The 15,938-nt window shown below is 53.0% G+C and carries 14 protein-coding genes and 1 rRNA gene; 14 read left to right on the top strand and 1 reads right to left on the bottom strand.

What is annotated here, in order from left to right:
- Positions 1 to 14 precede the first annotated feature (14 nt).
- On the bottom strand, positions 15 to 1,085 hold the full coding sequence (queG, locus tag AB4876_RS14130; RefSeq protein WP_368382424.1) for a tRNA epoxyqueuosine(34) reductase QueG: 1,071 nt from the start codon (positions 1,083 to 1,085) through the stop codon (positions 15 to 17).
- 372 nt (positions 1,086 to 1,457) lie between these two features.
- On the opposite strand from queG, the gene AB4876_RS14125 reads away from it, so the two are divergent.
- The 14 genes from AB4876_RS14125 to AB4876_RS14060 all read left to right on the top strand — a co-directional run.
- Entirely contained in the window at positions 1,458 to 2,120 is a 663-nt protein-coding gene (locus tag AB4876_RS14125) for a DUF4197 domain-containing protein (protein WP_368382423.1), read from the top strand.
- Between the two features lie 102 nt (positions 2,121 to 2,222).
- Positions 2,223 to 3,767, top strand: a complete 1,545-nt coding sequence (locus AB4876_RS14120; protein ID WP_368382422.1) for an NAD(P)H-hydrate dehydratase — start codon at positions 2,223 to 2,225, stop codon at positions 3,765 to 3,767.
- The gene (gene tsaE / locus AB4876_RS14115) at positions 3,751 to 4,215 is read left to right on the top strand and encodes a tRNA (adenosine(37)-N6)-threonylcarbamoyltransferase complex ATPase subunit type 1 TsaE (protein WP_301029219.1); all 465 of its coding nucleotides are present in this window, start codon (positions 3,751 to 3,753) and stop codon (positions 4,213 to 4,215) included. The genes AB4876_RS14120 and tsaE overlap by 17 nt, the downstream gene beginning before the upstream one ends.
- Entirely contained in the window at positions 4,202 to 5,536 is a 1,335-nt protein-coding gene (locus AB4876_RS14110) for an N-acetylmuramoyl-L-alanine amidase (protein WP_368382421.1), read from the top strand. Before tsaE ends, AB4876_RS14110 begins: the two co-directional genes overlap by 14 nt.
- Entirely contained in the window at positions 5,536 to 7,401 is a 1,866-nt protein-coding gene (gene mutL / locus AB4876_RS14105) for a DNA mismatch repair endonuclease MutL (protein ID WP_368382420.1), read from the top strand. Before AB4876_RS14110 ends, mutL begins: the two co-directional genes overlap by 1 nt.
- A gap of 46 nt (positions 7,402 to 7,447) precedes the next feature.
- Positions 7,448 to 8,362 (top strand): tRNA (adenosine(37)-N6)-dimethylallyltransferase MiaA, encoded by a 915-nt coding sequence (gene miaA / locus AB4876_RS14100; RefSeq protein ID WP_368382517.1) that lies wholly within the window; start codon positions 7,448 to 7,450, stop codon positions 8,360 to 8,362.
- 118 nt (positions 8,363 to 8,480) lie between these two features.
- Positions 8,481 to 8,738 (top strand): RNA chaperone Hfq, encoded by a 258-nt coding sequence (hfq, locus tag AB4876_RS14095; RefSeq protein WP_008250581.1) that lies wholly within the window; start codon positions 8,481 to 8,483, stop codon positions 8,736 to 8,738.
- Positions 8,739 to 8,769: 31 nt separating this feature from the next.
- On the top strand, positions 8,770 to 10,086 hold the full coding sequence (gene hflX / locus AB4876_RS14090; RefSeq protein WP_368382419.1) for a ribosome rescue GTPase HflX: 1,317 nt from the start codon (positions 8,770 to 8,772) through the stop codon (positions 10,084 to 10,086).
- A gap of 102 nt (positions 10,087 to 10,188) precedes the next feature.
- Positions 10,189 to 11,328, top strand: coding sequence for an FtsH protease activity modulator HflK (hflK, locus tag AB4876_RS14085; RefSeq protein ID WP_368382418.1), 1,140 nt, complete (start codon positions 10,189 to 10,191; stop codon positions 11,326 to 11,328).
- 1 nt (position 11,329) lies between these two features.
- Positions 11,330 to 12,205, top strand: coding sequence for a protease modulator HflC (hflC, locus tag AB4876_RS14080; RefSeq protein WP_368382417.1), 876 nt, complete (start codon positions 11,330 to 11,332; stop codon positions 12,203 to 12,205).
- Positions 12,206 to 12,342: 137 nt separating this feature from the next.
- Entirely contained in the window at positions 12,343 to 12,510 is a 168-nt protein-coding gene (locus AB4876_RS14075; protein WP_438273418.1) for a DUF2065 domain-containing protein, read from the top strand.
- A gap of 35 nt (positions 12,511 to 12,545) precedes the next feature.
- Positions 12,546 to 13,718 (top strand): ATP phosphoribosyltransferase regulatory subunit, encoded by a 1,173-nt coding sequence (locus AB4876_RS14070; protein ID WP_368382415.1) that lies wholly within the window; start codon positions 12,546 to 12,548, stop codon positions 13,716 to 13,718.
- 49 nt (positions 13,719 to 13,767) lie between these two features.
- Positions 13,768 to 15,060, top strand: a complete 1,293-nt coding sequence (locus AB4876_RS14065) for an adenylosuccinate synthase (protein WP_368382414.1) — start codon at positions 13,768 to 13,770, stop codon at positions 15,058 to 15,060.
- 664 nt (positions 15,061 to 15,724) lie between these two features.
- Positions 15,725 to 15,938: ribosomal RNA gene (locus AB4876_RS14060) — 16S ribosomal RNA — on the top strand; the annotation flags it as partial.

Raw genomic sequence — 15,938 nt, 5'->3', positions numbered from 1 at the left:
GTTCGCAGCGCTGATTATGGCGCTGCTTTTTCCTTTAATTGTTCCAATGCCCAATCGATATGCTCAAGCGCGATGCTCTCGGCATTTGATCTCTGTTGCTTAAGGGCGTTAATTGCAGCCTTGCTAGCAGGAGCGTTTCCTAAGCCTACCGCTAGGTTACGCAGCCAGCGCTGGTAGCCAATACGGCGAATGGCGGAGCCTTCGGTGTTTTTTAAGAAGGTTTTCTCATCCCATAAAAACAGTTCAATTAAGTCGCTATTGTCCAGCTGGTGGCGGGGCGAAAAATCCTTTTCGGCGGTGCTTTGCGCAAATTTGTTCCACGGGCATACCAGCTGGCAGTCGTCGCAGCCAAATACTCTGTTGCCCATCAGTGGTCGCAGCTCCTCCGGAATACTGGTTTTCAATTCAATTGTTAAGTAAGAAATGCAGCGCCTAGCATCAACTTGGTAGGGCGCCACAATGGCGCCGGTAGGACAGTCGTCTAGGCAGGCGCGGCAACTGCCGCAATGTCCGGTTTCTTGGGGCGGATCGATAGGTAGCGGCAGATCAGTATAAATTTCGCCTAAGAAAAACCATGAGCCCGCTTTGCTATTGATCAGCATGCTGTTTTTGCCAATCCAACCCAGGCCCGCTTGCTCGGCAAAGCCCCGCTCCAAAACGGGGGCGCTGTCGACAAAGGCGCGGTGCTGCCCGCCAGCGATGCCGCTAATTTTTTCGGCGAGTTGGCTCAGGCGTTTGCGAATAAGTTTGTGGTAGTCGCGGCCCAGCGCGTAGCGGGAGATATAGGCCTTGTCTGGCTTGTCGAGTACCGTGTTCATATTTTCGGCGTTGGGCAGGTAATCCATGCGGGCACTTATCACCCGTATGGTACCGGTGTGGAGCTCGGCGGGTGCGGCGCGCAGGCCCTCGCGCTCGGCCATGTAAGTCATGTCGCCATGATATTGTTTGTTGAGCCACTCCCGCAGGCGCTGGGCATGGGCCTCATTGCTGGCGGGACTAATACCAATATGGGCAAAACCGAACTCGCGGCCCCAGTCTTTAATTTGCTGTGCTAGTAGGTTGAATTCGGAGGAGGTTTGGGTCATTAGATTGCCAGTGCTTGCTTGCGCGCTACGATAGGCAGGTATTTTACACATTTGGGAAGTCGCCGTATGTTGCCGGCATTTTTAGCTGCGTAAAACTATTGTAGTCGGTGGAATTTTGAATGCCGCCGCCCCCGCCTGCGAACTAGATTCAATAGTCGCGGTCAATGGGGCGCGGGTTTTGGATTCATTAAAAACCGTGAACCTTCGCCAAGGAGCGGGGCTTTCATTCGTGGTCCTACGGGGACGTTGGATCTATGTGTTAGAAAGTACCGCCGATTAGGCAAACCCTTCGTGTTTTCACTATTAGGTATTTAATAATTGCGTGTAATTGCCCTTGTGTTGGTAATGCTCCTGACGTCTGGCTGTGCGTCAATGTTCGAAAATATGTCTATGGCTGCTCAGGCCAAGTTTCAGCAAATGCTGGCTAATCAATTTGCTCAAAAATTAAGCTCAGCGATTGATTTGGTGGCGAGGCAGCTGGCGGTTAAAGGTGGTTTCTTGGATGATCCCATCGTGCGAATTCTGCTGCCGCCGCCCTTGGGCTTGGTGATAGATGTGGCGCGGGATTTTCATGACAACCCGCAAGCGGCGTTACTGGAAACCCTGATGAACCGCGCGGCCGAAAACGCGATTCCTGTCGCTGGGCCGATTCTGAAAAACATTGTGGCCAATATGGATGCCGATACCCTGCAAAAACTGTTGAATTCTCCTCAGAGCGCAGCCACAGAGCTGTTAATGGCCGAGGGTGGCTCGGCGGTGCAGCTGGCTCTGTTGCCGGCAGTGAAGGAAAGTTTGGCGGTCAATGGCGCTATTCAATTGTATGGCGATTTGCTGGACGCTCAGCAAAAAACCGGTGCAGTGCTAGATCCCACAGCGGCTGCTGGCGAACAAGCTGCGGCAGAACAAGCGGTTTCCCAAGATCAATTGGGGGAGTACGTGGCCCAACAGGCCGCCGCTGGTTTATTCAAAAAAGTGGCGATAAAGGAGTTGGCCATTCGGGATTCGCTGAACAGTATCGTCGCCAGCCCGCGGTAATAAGCTAGGCGTGATATAGGGCAGCCGGCACGCAGTGTCGGACTGCCGGTGCCCGCTTGCGCTATGATAAAGAGGTATTTTACGTATTCGGGACGTCATGGTATGCCGCAGCCACAATTATCGCCAAGAAAGGCCGTTGCCCCAGAGCAGCTACTGTACACCGCTGCGCAGGTTCGGGAGTTAGATCGTTTAGCAATTGCTAGTGGTATAGCGGGCTTTGAATTGATGCGCCGCGCTGGGCAGGCCGCTTTCGATCTTGTGCAGCAATGCTGGCCAGATCATTCGCCTATCGAGGTGTTTTGTGGTGGTGGCAATAACGGCGGCGATGGCTATGTGCTTGCGGCTCTGGCCGCTGAGGCGGGATTGCCGGTGCGGGTGTGGGCCCTGGCGGCGCCAGCCGCGCTTGGTGGTGATGCTGCTTTGGCATGGCAGTGGGCGCAGCGGGCGGGGGTGGCGGTGACACCGTGGCGAGGTGAGCTGCCTGCTGAAAATAGCGTGGTGGTGGATGCCATGCTCGGCATTGGCTTGCGTGGTGAGGTGCGCGAGCAATACGGCTTGGCGATTCAAGCCATCAATACCACCAACGTTCCAGTACTGGCCATTGATACGCCCTCTGGTCTGTGCAGTGATACTGGTCGAATACTGGGCCTTGCGGTCAGGGCCAGCCAAACCTTAAGTTTTATAGGCTTAAAGCGCGGCTTGTTCACCCTAGATGCCCTCGACTGTGTGGGCGAGCTCAGTTTTGCCGATTTAGCGGTGCCCAGAGATGTGTACACTACACTGGCGGCGGCGCAGCTTGATGGCGCGGTTAGTCATTTGAATTTGCCGGCGATGTTGGCGCAGTGGGGGCCAAGACCCCGCAATGCTCACAAAGGCCTGGCCGGTCATGTGCTGGTGGTGGGTGGCGATTATGGCATGGCGGGGGCGGCGCTATTGGCTGCTAGCGCGGCTGCGCGCAGTGGTGCGGGCTTGGTGTCGTGCGCCACGCGTCCTGAACATATCGCGGCGTTAGTAGCCGCGCGGCCAGAATTAATGGCACATGGTGTTGGTAGTGCTCATGAGTTACAGCCACTTTTAGCCAAGGCCAGCGTAGTAGTGGTTGGGCCGGGCCTGGGGCAGCAGGCGTGGGGAAAGGAGTTATTAGTGGCGGCGTTAGCGGCCAATAAGCCAACGCTGTTTGATGCCGACGCTTTAAATTTAATTGCCAGCGAACCCCAGCTCCTGTTTTCTCACGACGGGCCACGTATACTCACACCCCATCCTGGCGAGGCGGCGCGGTTGCTGGCGTGCAGCACTGCTAGCCTGCAGGCTGACCGGTTCGCTGCGGCGCGTATGCTGGCCCAGCGCTTTGCTGCAAGCGTGCTGTTGAAGGGTGCCGGTACCGTTGTCGCGACTGATGCCGCGCTGTATCTGTGCAGTGGTGGTAATCCTGGTATGGCGAGCGGCGGCATGGGCGATGTGCTGTCGGGGGTGATTGGCAGTTTAGTGGCCCAAGGTTTATCCCCGCAGCGTGCGATTTGTCTTGGTGTTGCGGTACACGCTGAGGCAGCGGATATTGCCGCTGAGGCGGGCGAGCGCGGCATGTTGGCCAGCGATGTAATTGATCAGTTACGAGGTGTAATAAACGGCTATGCAGCGTTATCTTGATGGCGAGTCCGACACAGTCGCGGCAGGTATGTGGCTGGGCAAGGCTTTGCAGGGCGGGGCTGTGGTGTATCTCGGTGGCCAGCTTGGCGCGGGTAAAACCACGTTTTGCCGAGGCGTATTGCAGGCTTTTGGGCATGTGGGCGCGGTAAAGAGCCCTACCTATACCATTGTTGAACCCTATGAGGCGGCTGGGGTCAGTGTGTATCATTTCGACTTGTATCGTCTTGGCGATCCGGAAGAGTTGGAGTATATGGGGATTCGCGACTATTTCGATGGCGACGCGGTATGCTTGGTCGAATGGCCTGAGCGTGGCGCAGGTGTTTTGCCATTGGCCGATATAATGGTTAGCATTGAGGTGCAGGGAGCGGGTCGCCTCCTTGTCGCGAGTGGTGCTACGCCACGCGGGCAGCAAATCTTGGCGCAATTGAGCGAATATGAAACGGATTAACAGTGTTGTCCTGACTTGCCTACTTTGTGTAGCCGCTGCCGCTCAGGCGGCCGAAATTCGCGACGTTCGATTTTGGCGAGCACCCGATCACAGCCGCGTGGTTTTTGATCTAAGTGGTCCTGTCAGTCATGAATTAATTACTCTCAGTAATCCCAATCGCCTGGTTATTGATATTCAAAGCACCACGCTGGGCGCAGACACTAAAAAATTACAGTTTGCTAACAGCCCGGTGACGGGTTTGCGTCATGCCGACAAGCCCGGCGGTGCTCTGCGTATTGTGTTTGACCTGAGTGCTGAGGTGCAAGTGCGCAGCTTTTTATTAGCCGCGAGTGGCGATTTGCACGATCGCCTAGTGGTGGACTTTTTAGATAAGGGCGAATCTGTCGAAGCTCAGGTGATTAAAAGCGTAGAAACTAGTTCGCAGCGCGATGTGGTTATAGCCATCGATGCGGGTCACGGCGGTGAAGACCCTGGTGCTATTGGCCCTGGCCGAGTTAAAGAAAAAGATGTTGTTTTTCAGATCGCCTCGCGCCTTAAAGAGCGCTTTGAACGCAAGAAGGGCTACCGCGTGGTGATGATTCGCAACGGCGATTATTATGTGGGCTTGGCTAAGCGCCGAGATCTTGCTCGCAAGGCTCAAGCCGATTTTTTTGTGTCTATTCATGCTGATGCGTTCACTCACCCACAAGCCAATGGTAGCTCGGTGTACGCTTTATCGAAGCGTGGGGCGACCAGTGCCTCGGCGCGAATTTTGGCTCAGCGCGAAAACGACGCCGATTTGGTGGGTGGTGTGAGCTTGTCGGATAAAGACCAAGTGTTGGCGGGGGTGTTAACTGACCTGTCGATGACCGCCAGTCTCGATGCGAGTCTTAGTGTTGGCGCCCAGCTATTGGGCGAGATGTCTAAAATTTCTCGGCTGCATAGTAAACGCGTAGAGCAGGCGGGGTTTGCGGTATTGAAATCGCCGGATATTCCTTCGCTGCTGGTTGAGACTGGTTTTATTTCTAATCCAGGTGAGGCGAACAAACTGAAAAGTAGCAGTTACCAGAGCAGTATGGCCTTAGCTATTTTTGAGGGTATCGACCGCTACTTTAGAGAGAGCCCGCCGCCAGATACCTATTTTGCAGCCTTAAAGCGCGGTGATATCCCCGCTGGCCGGCCGTCTACGGCCGGTATTCGTGAATACACTATTGCGCGGGGCGACACCTTGTCTGGCATTGCGCAGCGCTATAATGTGCCCCTCGGCGACCTCCAACGTCATAATCAACTGTCGGGGAGTAGTATCCGCGTCGGTCAAAAAATACAGATTCCCGCTTCGTAATGACTAAAATTCGTTTATTAGATCCCCGTTTGGCCAACCAAATTGCCGCGGGGGAAGTAGTTGAGCGCCCCGCCTCTGTGGTTAAAGAGCTCCTCGAAAATAGCCTTGATGCCGGCGCGCGCCGCATCGAATTGGATATCGAAGAGGGCGGCGTTAAATTGATTCGGGTTCGCGATGACGGCCTAGGAATTGCCGAAGATGATTTGCCTCTCGCGCTCAGTCGTCACGCCACTAGCAAAATTTCGGTACTGGAAGATTTAGAGTCGGTTGCCAGTCTTGGTTTTCGCGGCGAAGCGCTCGCGAGTATCAGCTCGGTGTCGCGCTTGTGTTTGAGTACAGCCCAAGAGGGTGCGACGTCTGGCTGGTCGGCGCGCAGTGAGGGCCGAGATATGGAAACTGTGCTGGCGCCAGTGGGGCATCCGCGAGGTACGACTGTAGAAGTACGGGATTTGTTTTTTAACACCCCTGCGCGGCGCAAGTTTTTACGCACTGAGAAAACCGAATTTAATCATCTTGAAGAAGTGGTCAAGCGTCAGGCCTTGAGCCGTTACGATGTTGGCTTTTCCCTGCGTCACAATGGCCGCGCAGTGCACAGTTTAAAGCCCGCCGACAACCAGCTTGAGCAAGAGCGGCGCTTGGCTTCTGTTTGTGGGCCGGCCTTTATGGAGCAGGCCTTGTATATCGACCGAGAGGCGGTGGGCCTGCGGTTGTGGGGCTGGGTGGCGCTGCCGAGTTTTTCACGCAGCCAGGCTGATCTGCAACATTTTTACGTGAATGGCCGCTATGTGCGCGACCGCTTGGTGGTGCACGCGGTTCGCCAAGCTTACCGTGATGTACTTTTTCATGGTCGCCACCCCGCCTTTGTATTGTATCTGGAGTTGGCGCCCGCGGCGGTGGATGTAAATGTGCATCCGACCAAGCACGAAGTGCGTTTTCGCGACGGCCGCACGGTGCACGACTTTATATTCCGCACTTTGCATAAAGTACTTGCTGATGTGCGGCCAGACACTGTGCCTCAGCAGGCTGCGATTGCAGCGGATGGCGGCGAATCGCTAATGGCGATGCCGGAAACCCAAGCGGCTATGCCCTTGGGCGAGGCGGGGTCGGCCTCTTTGGCGGCGCCAAGTGCGGGTGCATTTAATGCGGCGCCGACATCATTTCAGCCCCAGTACAGCTCGTCATATACTCCTCGTTCTAACGCGGGGGTGGCAGATCAGCGGGCAAATTATCAGCGCTTGCAGGCGGGGCCAAACAGTGTTGCACCGGCAGACGACAGTGCCGCGCCACCCCTCGGCTATGCCCTTGCCCAGCTGAAAGGCATTTATATCTTGGCTGAAAATCAGCAGGGTATGGTCCTGGTCGATATGCACGCCGCCCACGAACGCATAACCTACGAGCGGATGAAAAACGCTCGTGAAGGTGAGGGGATTCGCAGTCAGCCCTTGCTGGTGCCTATGAATTTGGCGGTGAGTGAGCGCGAGGCCGATTGTGCTGAGCAGCATGCTGAGGTCTTTGCTGAACTGGGTATGCGCCTAGAGCGTGCCGCCGCCGAATCTATTATTGTGCGGGAATTGCCGACGATTCTGGCCGATACCTCTGTGGAGCAGCTGGTCAGAGACGTGCTGTCGGATTTGTTGGAGTTTGGCAGTACTGATCGCATACAGGCTCACATCAATGAAATTTTATCGACCATGGCCTGCCACGGTTCGGTGCGCGCCAATCGGCGCCTGACCTTGCCGGAAATGAATGGCTTGTTGCGGGATATGGAGGCCACCGAGCGCAGCGGGCAGTGCAATCACGGTCGGCCGACGTGGGTGCAGGTTGGTCTTGCTGAGCTGGATAAGTGGTTTTTGCGTGGTCGCTGATCAGGTGAGTAATTCTATTGAGACCTTGCCATCCGTCATTTTTTTGATGGGCCCGACTGCTGCTGGTAAAACTGACCTGGCCTTGGCGCTGAGTGAGCGCCTGCCCTGTGATTTGATTAGTGTTGATTCTGCCTTAGTTTATCGCGGCTTGGATATTGGCAGCGCCAAGCCGGATGCTGAAACCCTTGCGCGCTACCCTCATCAATTGATTGATATTTGCGACCCAAGTGAGGCCTATTCCGCTGCGAATTTTCGCCGAGACGCACTGGCGGCCATGGCCAAAAGCACGGTGGCGGGGCGGATCCCTGTTTTGGTTGGCGGCACTATGTTGTACTACAAGGCTCTGCTGGAAGGTTTGGCGGATATGCCGCCCGCCGATCAGCAGGTGCGGGCGGAGATTAATACCATAGCCGAGGCCGAAGGTTGGCCCGCGGTTCATGCCTTGCTGGCTGAGGTGGATGAAGCTTCGGCGGAGCGGATACATCCAAACCACTCCCAGCGTTTGTCCCGAGCTCTAGAAGTTTATCGCATAAGTGGTGTTACCATGACCGAGTGGCAGGCTCAGCAAGCTGAGCAGGTTTTGCCGTATCGGGTGTGTCAGTTTGCCATTGCACCGCCGGAGCGCAGTGTTTTACACCAGCGTATTGAGCAGCGCCTACAGCAGATGTTTGCTCAGGGTTTTGTTGAGGAAGTAGCGGCCTTAATGGCGCGAGGTGATCTTCATGCTGATCTGCCTGCAATTCGTGCGGTGGGCTATCGGCAGGTATGGGAGCATTTACGCGGCGATTACTCTCTTGATGAGGCTTTCGAACGGGCCTTGATTGCCACGCGGCAGTTGGCAAAGCGGCAGTTGACATGGCTGCGCGGCTGGCCAGACCTGCAGTGGCTAGAGACCGGCGGCAATGTTGATTTGCAACTAAATTCCGTGTTAGCGCATTCTGGCACTGCCGAATTGCGATAACTTAGGTATACTGGACGCTACCCAGTCTGTTTGCGAACTTGTTGTTGGGTTTGCGATCCTAATACTGCTTTTTGATACGTTTTATCAACGCCCGATTTGGGCATACAGGAGGTCCACCATGTCAAAAGGGCATACCTTACAAGACCCTTACCTGAATATTCTTCGCAAGGAGCGCATTCCGGTTTCTATCTATCTGGTTAACGGCATTAAATTACAGGGCCAAATTGAGTCTTTTGACCAATTTGTAGTGCTGCTAAAAAATACGGTTAGTCAAATGGTCTATAAACACGCCATTTCTACCGTGGTTCCGTCGCGTGTTGTTCGTTTGCCGATGGCGCACCCGCCAGAAGACGACGAAGAGCAAGAAGACGCATAATAACGGCGATTTGTTGATTTGAGGTTCGTCCTTGCTATTTGAAAGACCTAATTCTGGTGAACGCGCAATACTGGTGCACCTGGATTTTCACAGTGAAGACGAGCGCGAAGACTCCAATGAGTTTGTGCAGCTGGTCACCTCTGCAGGAGGCGACCCAGTTGCATTTATAACGGGGTCTCGTAAACGTCCGGATGCGCGCTTATTTGTGGGTACCGGAAAGCTCGAAGAGATTCGTGATGCGCTGATCGCCAATAAAGGCGAGCTGGTGCTCTTCAATCATTCCTTGTCACCAAGCCAAGAGCGCAATATCGAACGCGAATTACAATGTCGCGTGCTTGACCGTACCGGTCTTATTCTTGATATTTTCGCGCAGCGCGCTCACACCCATGAAGGCAAATTGCAGGTTGAGCTGGCTCAGCTGCAGCATATGTCGACGCGTCTGGTGCGGGGCTGGACTCACCTCGAACGCCAAAAAGGCGGCATTGGTTTGCGCGGTCCTGGCGAGAGCCAGTTAGAGACCGACCGCCGCTTACTGCGGGCGCGAATTACCGCTATTCAATCGCGCTTGCAAAAAGTGCGGCGCCAGCGTGAGCAGGCGCGGCGAGCGCGGCGGCGAGCTGAGATTCCGGCTTTGTCGTTGGTGGGTTACACCAATGCTGGGAAGTCGACACTGTTTAATGTGTTAACGACCTCCAGTGTCTATGCTGCCGATCAGTTGTTTGCGACCTTGGATCCTACTGTACGCCGGATTACGGTGGACGATGTTGGGCCAGTTATCTTGGCGGATACAGTTGGTTTTATTCGCCACCTGCCACATAAGTTGGTTGAAGCGTTTCGGGCGACCTTGGAAGAGGCGGTCATCGCTGATTTGTTGATCCATGTTGTAGACTGCGCTGACCCAGAGCGCCAAGACAATATGAAGCAGGTGATGAATGTGCTCGCCGAAATTGGCGCTGCGGATATTCCCATTCTCGAGGTTTACAATAAAACTGACCTAATTGGCAGTGAGCCTCGTATTGAGCGTGACGAAGCTGGTCTTCCTGTGCGGGTGTGGTTGTCGGCGCGTGATGATCAAGGCTTGGGCCTGTTCTACCAAGCCTTGAGTGAATTACTTGGCAATGAAATTTGTGAAACCAGTATTACTTTAACTGCAGCGCAGGGCCGCTTACGCGCACGCTTATTTAATCTCGACGCGGTATTGGTCGAAGAGATGCATGATGATGGCTCTCAGCGCTTAAAAATACGGCTTCCAGAGGCGGATTGGCAGCGAATACTCGCTGGCGAATCAGTTACAGAAGCGTCGCTGGACTCTAGTCGTCCGGTTAGCACAAAGGAAGAATTCTGCTAGACTGCCCGCCGGACAAAGTCGTGATGTCGCGGGCGTTCCGCAGCACAAGTTGGCTGCGGCATAAAAATAGCGAACCACAACGATAATCGATAGGAGAGGGCTATGGCCTGGAATGAACCGGGTGGCGGTAAAGATAATGATCCTTGGGGTGGAAATAACCAAGGGCCGCCAGATTTAGATGAGGCTCTGAAAAAGCTGCAGGAAAAGCTGAACAGTATTTTCGGTAACGGCAAAAAAGGCAGTGGTAGCAACAGTGGCGGTGATTTTAATCTCAGCGCCGGAGCCTTGGGTGTTGTTGCGGTATTGTCGCTAGCCGTTTGGGGCTTGTTTGGATTTTACCAAGTTGACCAGCAAGAGCGCGCCGTGGTTCTGCGCCTTGGAGTCTACCATGAGACAGTAATGCCTGGTTTGCGCTGGAGTCCGCCGTTAATGGACGAAGTGAATAAAATCAATGTCACTAAAGTGCGAGGTATTGCGAGCCGCGGCCAGATGCTGACCGAAGATGAGAATATCGTTGATGTCGCTTTGTCGGTGCAGTACACAGTGTCGGATCCAGCTAACTTTCTTCTTAAGGTGAAAAGCCCTGAGCTGAGTTTGGAGCATGCGCTAGAAAGCTCGCTGCGCCACGTGGTTGGCAGTTCAAAAATGGATCAGGTTATTACTGAAGGTCGTGAGCAAATTGCGATCGATACTCAGCAGCGTCTTCAGGGTTATCTGGATACCTATCAGAGCGGTATTTTGGTTGCTAAGGTCAATATTGAAGACGCGCAGGCGCCATCTCAGGTGCAAGATGCCTTTGATGACGTAACCCGTGCTAAGGAAGATCGCGAACGTCTAAAGAATGAGGCTGAGGCTTATGCTAATGGCATTATTCCTGAGGCCCGCGGTGCGGCTCAGCGTCAGCTTGAAGAGGCGCAAGCCTATAAAGAGCAAGTGCTAGCCAGAGCCGAGGGTGAGGCGCAACGCTTTGTAAACCTTTACGACGAATATCGTAAGGCGCCGAAGGTAACTCGTGAGCGCTTGTATATCGATGCTTTAGAAACTATGTACAGTGATGCCACTAAGGTGATGGTGGATGTTGATGGCGGTAATAATATGATGTATTTGCCGCTGGATAAGTTGATGGATAAAGCGGCGGTAACGCGTCAAACGGCTTCGGAGCCGGACGTGAGGCAGTTGACTGACAAGGTTATTGAGCAATTGCGTCGCGATAGCCAAAGTACGCGTAGGGAGGGTCGTTAACATGGGCGGACGTAATTTTACGATTGTTGTAGTTCTGCTTGGGTTTATCGTATTGGCCTTAAACTCGCTGTATATCGTGCGTGAAACTGAGCGCGGTGTGTTGCTCAAATTTGGTGAAGTGGTAGATCCCGATATTAGTGTGGGGCTGCACATCAAAACGCCATTCGTGCACATGGTGCGTAAATTTGAGCGTCGTATTCTTACCTTGGATGCGCCTACTCAGCGGTTTTTGACCATTGAGAAAAAGCCTCTGGATGTTGATTTTTACGCTAAGTGGAAGGTAATCGATACCCAGAAATATTACACGGCAACCAATGGCGAAGAAGGTCGTGCCGAAGGTTTGTTGGCTCAGCGGATTAATACCGGCTTGCGTAATAAATTTGGCGAGCGGACGTTTCATGAGGTTGTATCTGGTGAGCGAGATCTGTTGATGACGGATTTAACTCGCGACCTGAATCAGATTACCACCTCGGAATTTGGTATTCAGTTGGTTGATGTGCGGGTGAAGCGCATTGATCTGCCGTCGCAGGTAAGTCAGTCGGTATTTGATCGGATGAAATCAGAGCGTGAGCGTGAAGCTCGTGAGCATCGCTCGACTGGCCGTGAGTTAGCTGAAAAAATTCGCGCCACGGCAGATCGTCAGCGCACGGTTATTGGTGCAAACGCCTATCGAGACTCTGAAATCTTGCGCGGTGAAGGTGATGCCGAGGCTGCGCGCACTTATGCGGCCGCTTATAATCGCGACCCTGAGTTCTACGCTTTCTTGCGCAGTCTTAGCGCCTACCAGTCTTCCTTTAGCAATAAAGGTGATCTGTTGGTGGTTGACAGCAAAAGTGAATTCTTTCGTTACCTGAAGCAGGGCGGTAGTAAGCAGTAAGCCTTGTTTCGCTCCTCGCTGCGGCGGGGAGTGTGGTATCATTCACGCATCCGGGTTGTTCCGAGGCCTAAACCCCTACGGTCAGCGCGGATTTTTTATGTTTGTAGCAGGCAAAGCGCATGTGGCAGGAACTGTCAGTGGCTCTCAGTCTGGTGCTTATTATTGAAGGTTTGCTGCCATTCCTCAGCCCTGAGCGCTGGCGTTTATTGGCATACCGGATGGCGGATATGGACAGTCGATCTGTGCGTATTGCCGGTTTAGTGAGTATGTTGGCGGGGCTTATTTTATTAAGCTTGTTGCGCTAGCGTCTGATGGCAGAGAAAGAGAGCAAAAAACACGTATGACTTCGGTAGATCGTTGGTTACTCCCAGATGGTGTAGAGGAACTGTTGCCCGCCCAAGCGGCACAGGTAGAAGCTTTGCGCCGGCAGCTTTTGGATTTGTATAAGCGCTGGGGCTACGAGTTAATTATTCCACCGATGTTGGAATATACCGAATCACTGTTGGTTGGTTTGGGTAGTGATATTGATTTGCTTACGTTTCGGGTGACTGATCAGTTAACCGGTCGAATGATGGGCTTGCGTGCTGACATAACGCCGCAGGCTGCCCGAATAGATGCTCATAGTCTTGGTCGCGAAGGCCCGGTCCGGCTGTGTTATGCCGGTAGCGTCTTGCATAGCAAGCCGAAACAGCCGCTGGCATCGCGTTCGCCGATTCAGTTGGGCGCAGAATTGTATGGTGATAATAGTCCGGCAAGTGATTTAGAAATCATTTGCTTAATGCTAGAAACGCTGCGAGTTGCCGGCTTAGATGGCATCACCTTGGATACCGGTCATGTTGGTATCTATCGTGCGGTTGTGAAGGCTGCGAACTTAAGTGCCGAGCAAGAGGCGCGTTATTTCGATATCTTGCAGCGCAAAGCAAAAACTGAATTGAAGTTGTTTGTTGCAGCGCTGCCGGTCTCTGCGAATGTCGCCAAACAGCTGCTGGAATTGAATGAGTTGCATGGCGGTGTAGATGTGCTGAGTCGGGGGCGAGCATTGTTCGCAGATATACCCGAGGCGATCGCGGCCATCGCAAGCTTAGAAGAGTTAACCGGCGCTCTGGCGCTGCGTATTGGCGATATCAAGTTTTACTTCGATTTGGCTGAGTTGCGTGGGCTTCACTACCACACTGGGGTAGTGTTTTCGGCGCTGGTGCGCGAGCACGGTCAGGCGCTGGCCTTAGGTGGTCGATACGACGATATTGGCGTGCTATTTGGTCGCGCTCGTCCGGCTACCGGTTTTAGTATAGATCTTAAAGCATTGTTAGAATTGTTGTCGCCGGTGAAAGAGCCGTCGGCAGTGTTTGCACCCTATGACTCGGATCCTCAGCAGTGGCTGTTTGTTCAGTCTCTGCGGGATGCGGGTGAGCGGGTGATTTGCGGCCTGCCGGGTCAAGATGTCGATACGACATGTGACCGGTTGGTTGGCAAACACGAAGGACAGTGGTGTCTTACACCATTGCGAGATTAGGCCTGCGTACTGTGGGTCAGTTGACTAACCTTTGTCCAGAGAAGCGGATATGAGCAAGAATGTAGTGGTGCTTGGCACCCAGTGGGGCGACGAAGGCAAGGGCAAAATCGTTGATTTGCTTACCGATCAAGCGGCAGCTGTCGCGCGTTTTCAGGGTGGCCACAATGCTGGTCATACCTTGGTTATCGGTGGTGAAAAGACCGTATTGCACTTGATTCCGTCAGGTATCCTGCGCGAGGGTGTAACTTGCCTGATCGGCAATGGTGTGGTTTTGGCACCGGATGCTCTTTTAAAAGAAATGGCTGAGCTTGAGGCTAAGGGTGTGCCAGTGCGTGAGCGTTTGCGCTTGAGCCCTGCTTGTCCTTTGATTTTGCCTTACCACGTTGCCCTTGATTTGGCTCGTGAAGCTGCGCGTGGTGAAGCAAAGATAGGCACCACTGGGCGCGGCATTGGCCCCGCTTACGAAGACAAAGTGGCGCGTCGCGGTTTACGCTTGGGCGACCTGTATAATGCCGAGCGTTTCGCAGTGAAGCTAAAAGAAGTTATGGAATACCATAACTTTATGCTGACCGAATACTACAAAGTGGCAGCGGTTGATTACCAAAAAACCCTCGACGATGCATTGCGCATGGCCGAAGAAATGCGGTCTATGGTCACTGATGTCACCAGTGCTTTGCATCAGTATCGTGCAGATGGTGCCAATATCTTATTTGAGGGCGCGCAAGGCTCGCTGTTAGATATCGATCACGGCACCTATCCTTATGTAACCTCGTCCAATACCACTGCAGGTGGTACGGCAACCGGAAGCGGCTTTGGTCCCTTGTATCTGGATTATGTTCTAGGTATCACCAAAGCCTACACCACGCGTGTTGGTAGTGGTCCGTTCCCTACTGAGCTGTTCGATGATGTTGGTGCTTACCTAGCTAAGAAGGGGCATGAGTTTGGTGCAACAACAGGGCGTGCTCGCCGTTGTGGCTGGTTCGATGGTGTGGCCTTGCGTCAAGCTGTACGTATTAATAGCGTGACTGGCTTGTGTTTGACTAAATTGGACGTGTTGGACGGTCTCGAAACCATTCGTATGTGTGTGGATTATAAAAATCCCGCCGGTGAATCGATTGCAGCACCCTTTGACTGTGAAGACTACGACACTATTACCCCTATATATGAAGATATGCCGGGTTGGTCGGAATCTACCGTGGGTGCTAAGTCGCTTGCAGAGCTGCCAGAAAAAGCGCGGGCATATATTCGCCGCATAGAAGAAATTGTCGGTGTGCCGATTGATATTATTTCAACTGGCCCAGATCGTGTAGAGACAATTGTGCTGCGTCACCCTTTTGATTAATTTATAAAAAGGTTGTGACGACAAAAAACCACCTTCGGGTGGTTTTTTTTTGCAAAAAATTTCAAGATCAAAAGTTTGTTCGTTGGGTGGACGGGCTTGTTCGCGACTACTCTCGTGAAATACTCTGTTCGATTTACTAGCTTACGTGGTTTCCCTTTGTTTGTTTAATGACCGCTAATGTTAGATTTTTGAGTGATAAGTAGTCAGCTTGCTCGTTTAATAAGCGGCTATACAAGTATTTCAAATTCTTTTGCGAAGTGTGTTGACTCCCAAGCTGGCGTGTCTATAATGCGCCTCCTCAACTGCTGACGCGGACTTCACCGAGGTGAGGGAAGCAGCAAAACGAAGCGGTTGAGGTGGTAAGAAAGTTTAAAAAACTACTTGCTACCGAGGCTAAGATGTATATAATACGCCTCCTCGCTTAAGGGTAATAACTCAAGCGGACATCAAAACCCCGGCGGTTTTGAGCTATTTAACAAGACGAGATTAGATAATTCGTGTGGGTGCTTGTTGGTTGAGATTGCGACAGCAATTTTCAGAAACAAGTGACCTACATAAATGCAGAAATGAATTTTTGTAGATTAACGTTTCTGAGCCGAGATTTTGAATCGTAGCGCTGGCAAAGCGAAACGGTTCCATCATGCGAAAGCTGATGTAAAAGATTAAACTGAAGAGTTTGATCATGGCTCAGATTGAACGCTGGCGGCAGGCCTAACACATGCAAGTCGAGCGGTTGAGAATAGCTTGCTATTCAAGACAGCGGCGGACGGGTGAGTAACGCGTGGGAATCTACCTAGTAGAGGGGGACAACTCGGGGAAACTCGAGCTAATACCGCATACGCCCTACGGGGGAAAGGAGGGGATCTTCGGACCTTCCA

Source organism: Zhongshania guokunii (assembly GCF_040892635.1).
GTDB lineage: Bacteria > Pseudomonadota > Gammaproteobacteria > Pseudomonadales > Spongiibacteraceae > Spongiibacter > Spongiibacter guokunii.
The sequence above is the reverse complement of the archived record's forward strand: the minus strand, read 5'-3'. Positions and strand labels throughout refer to the sequence as shown.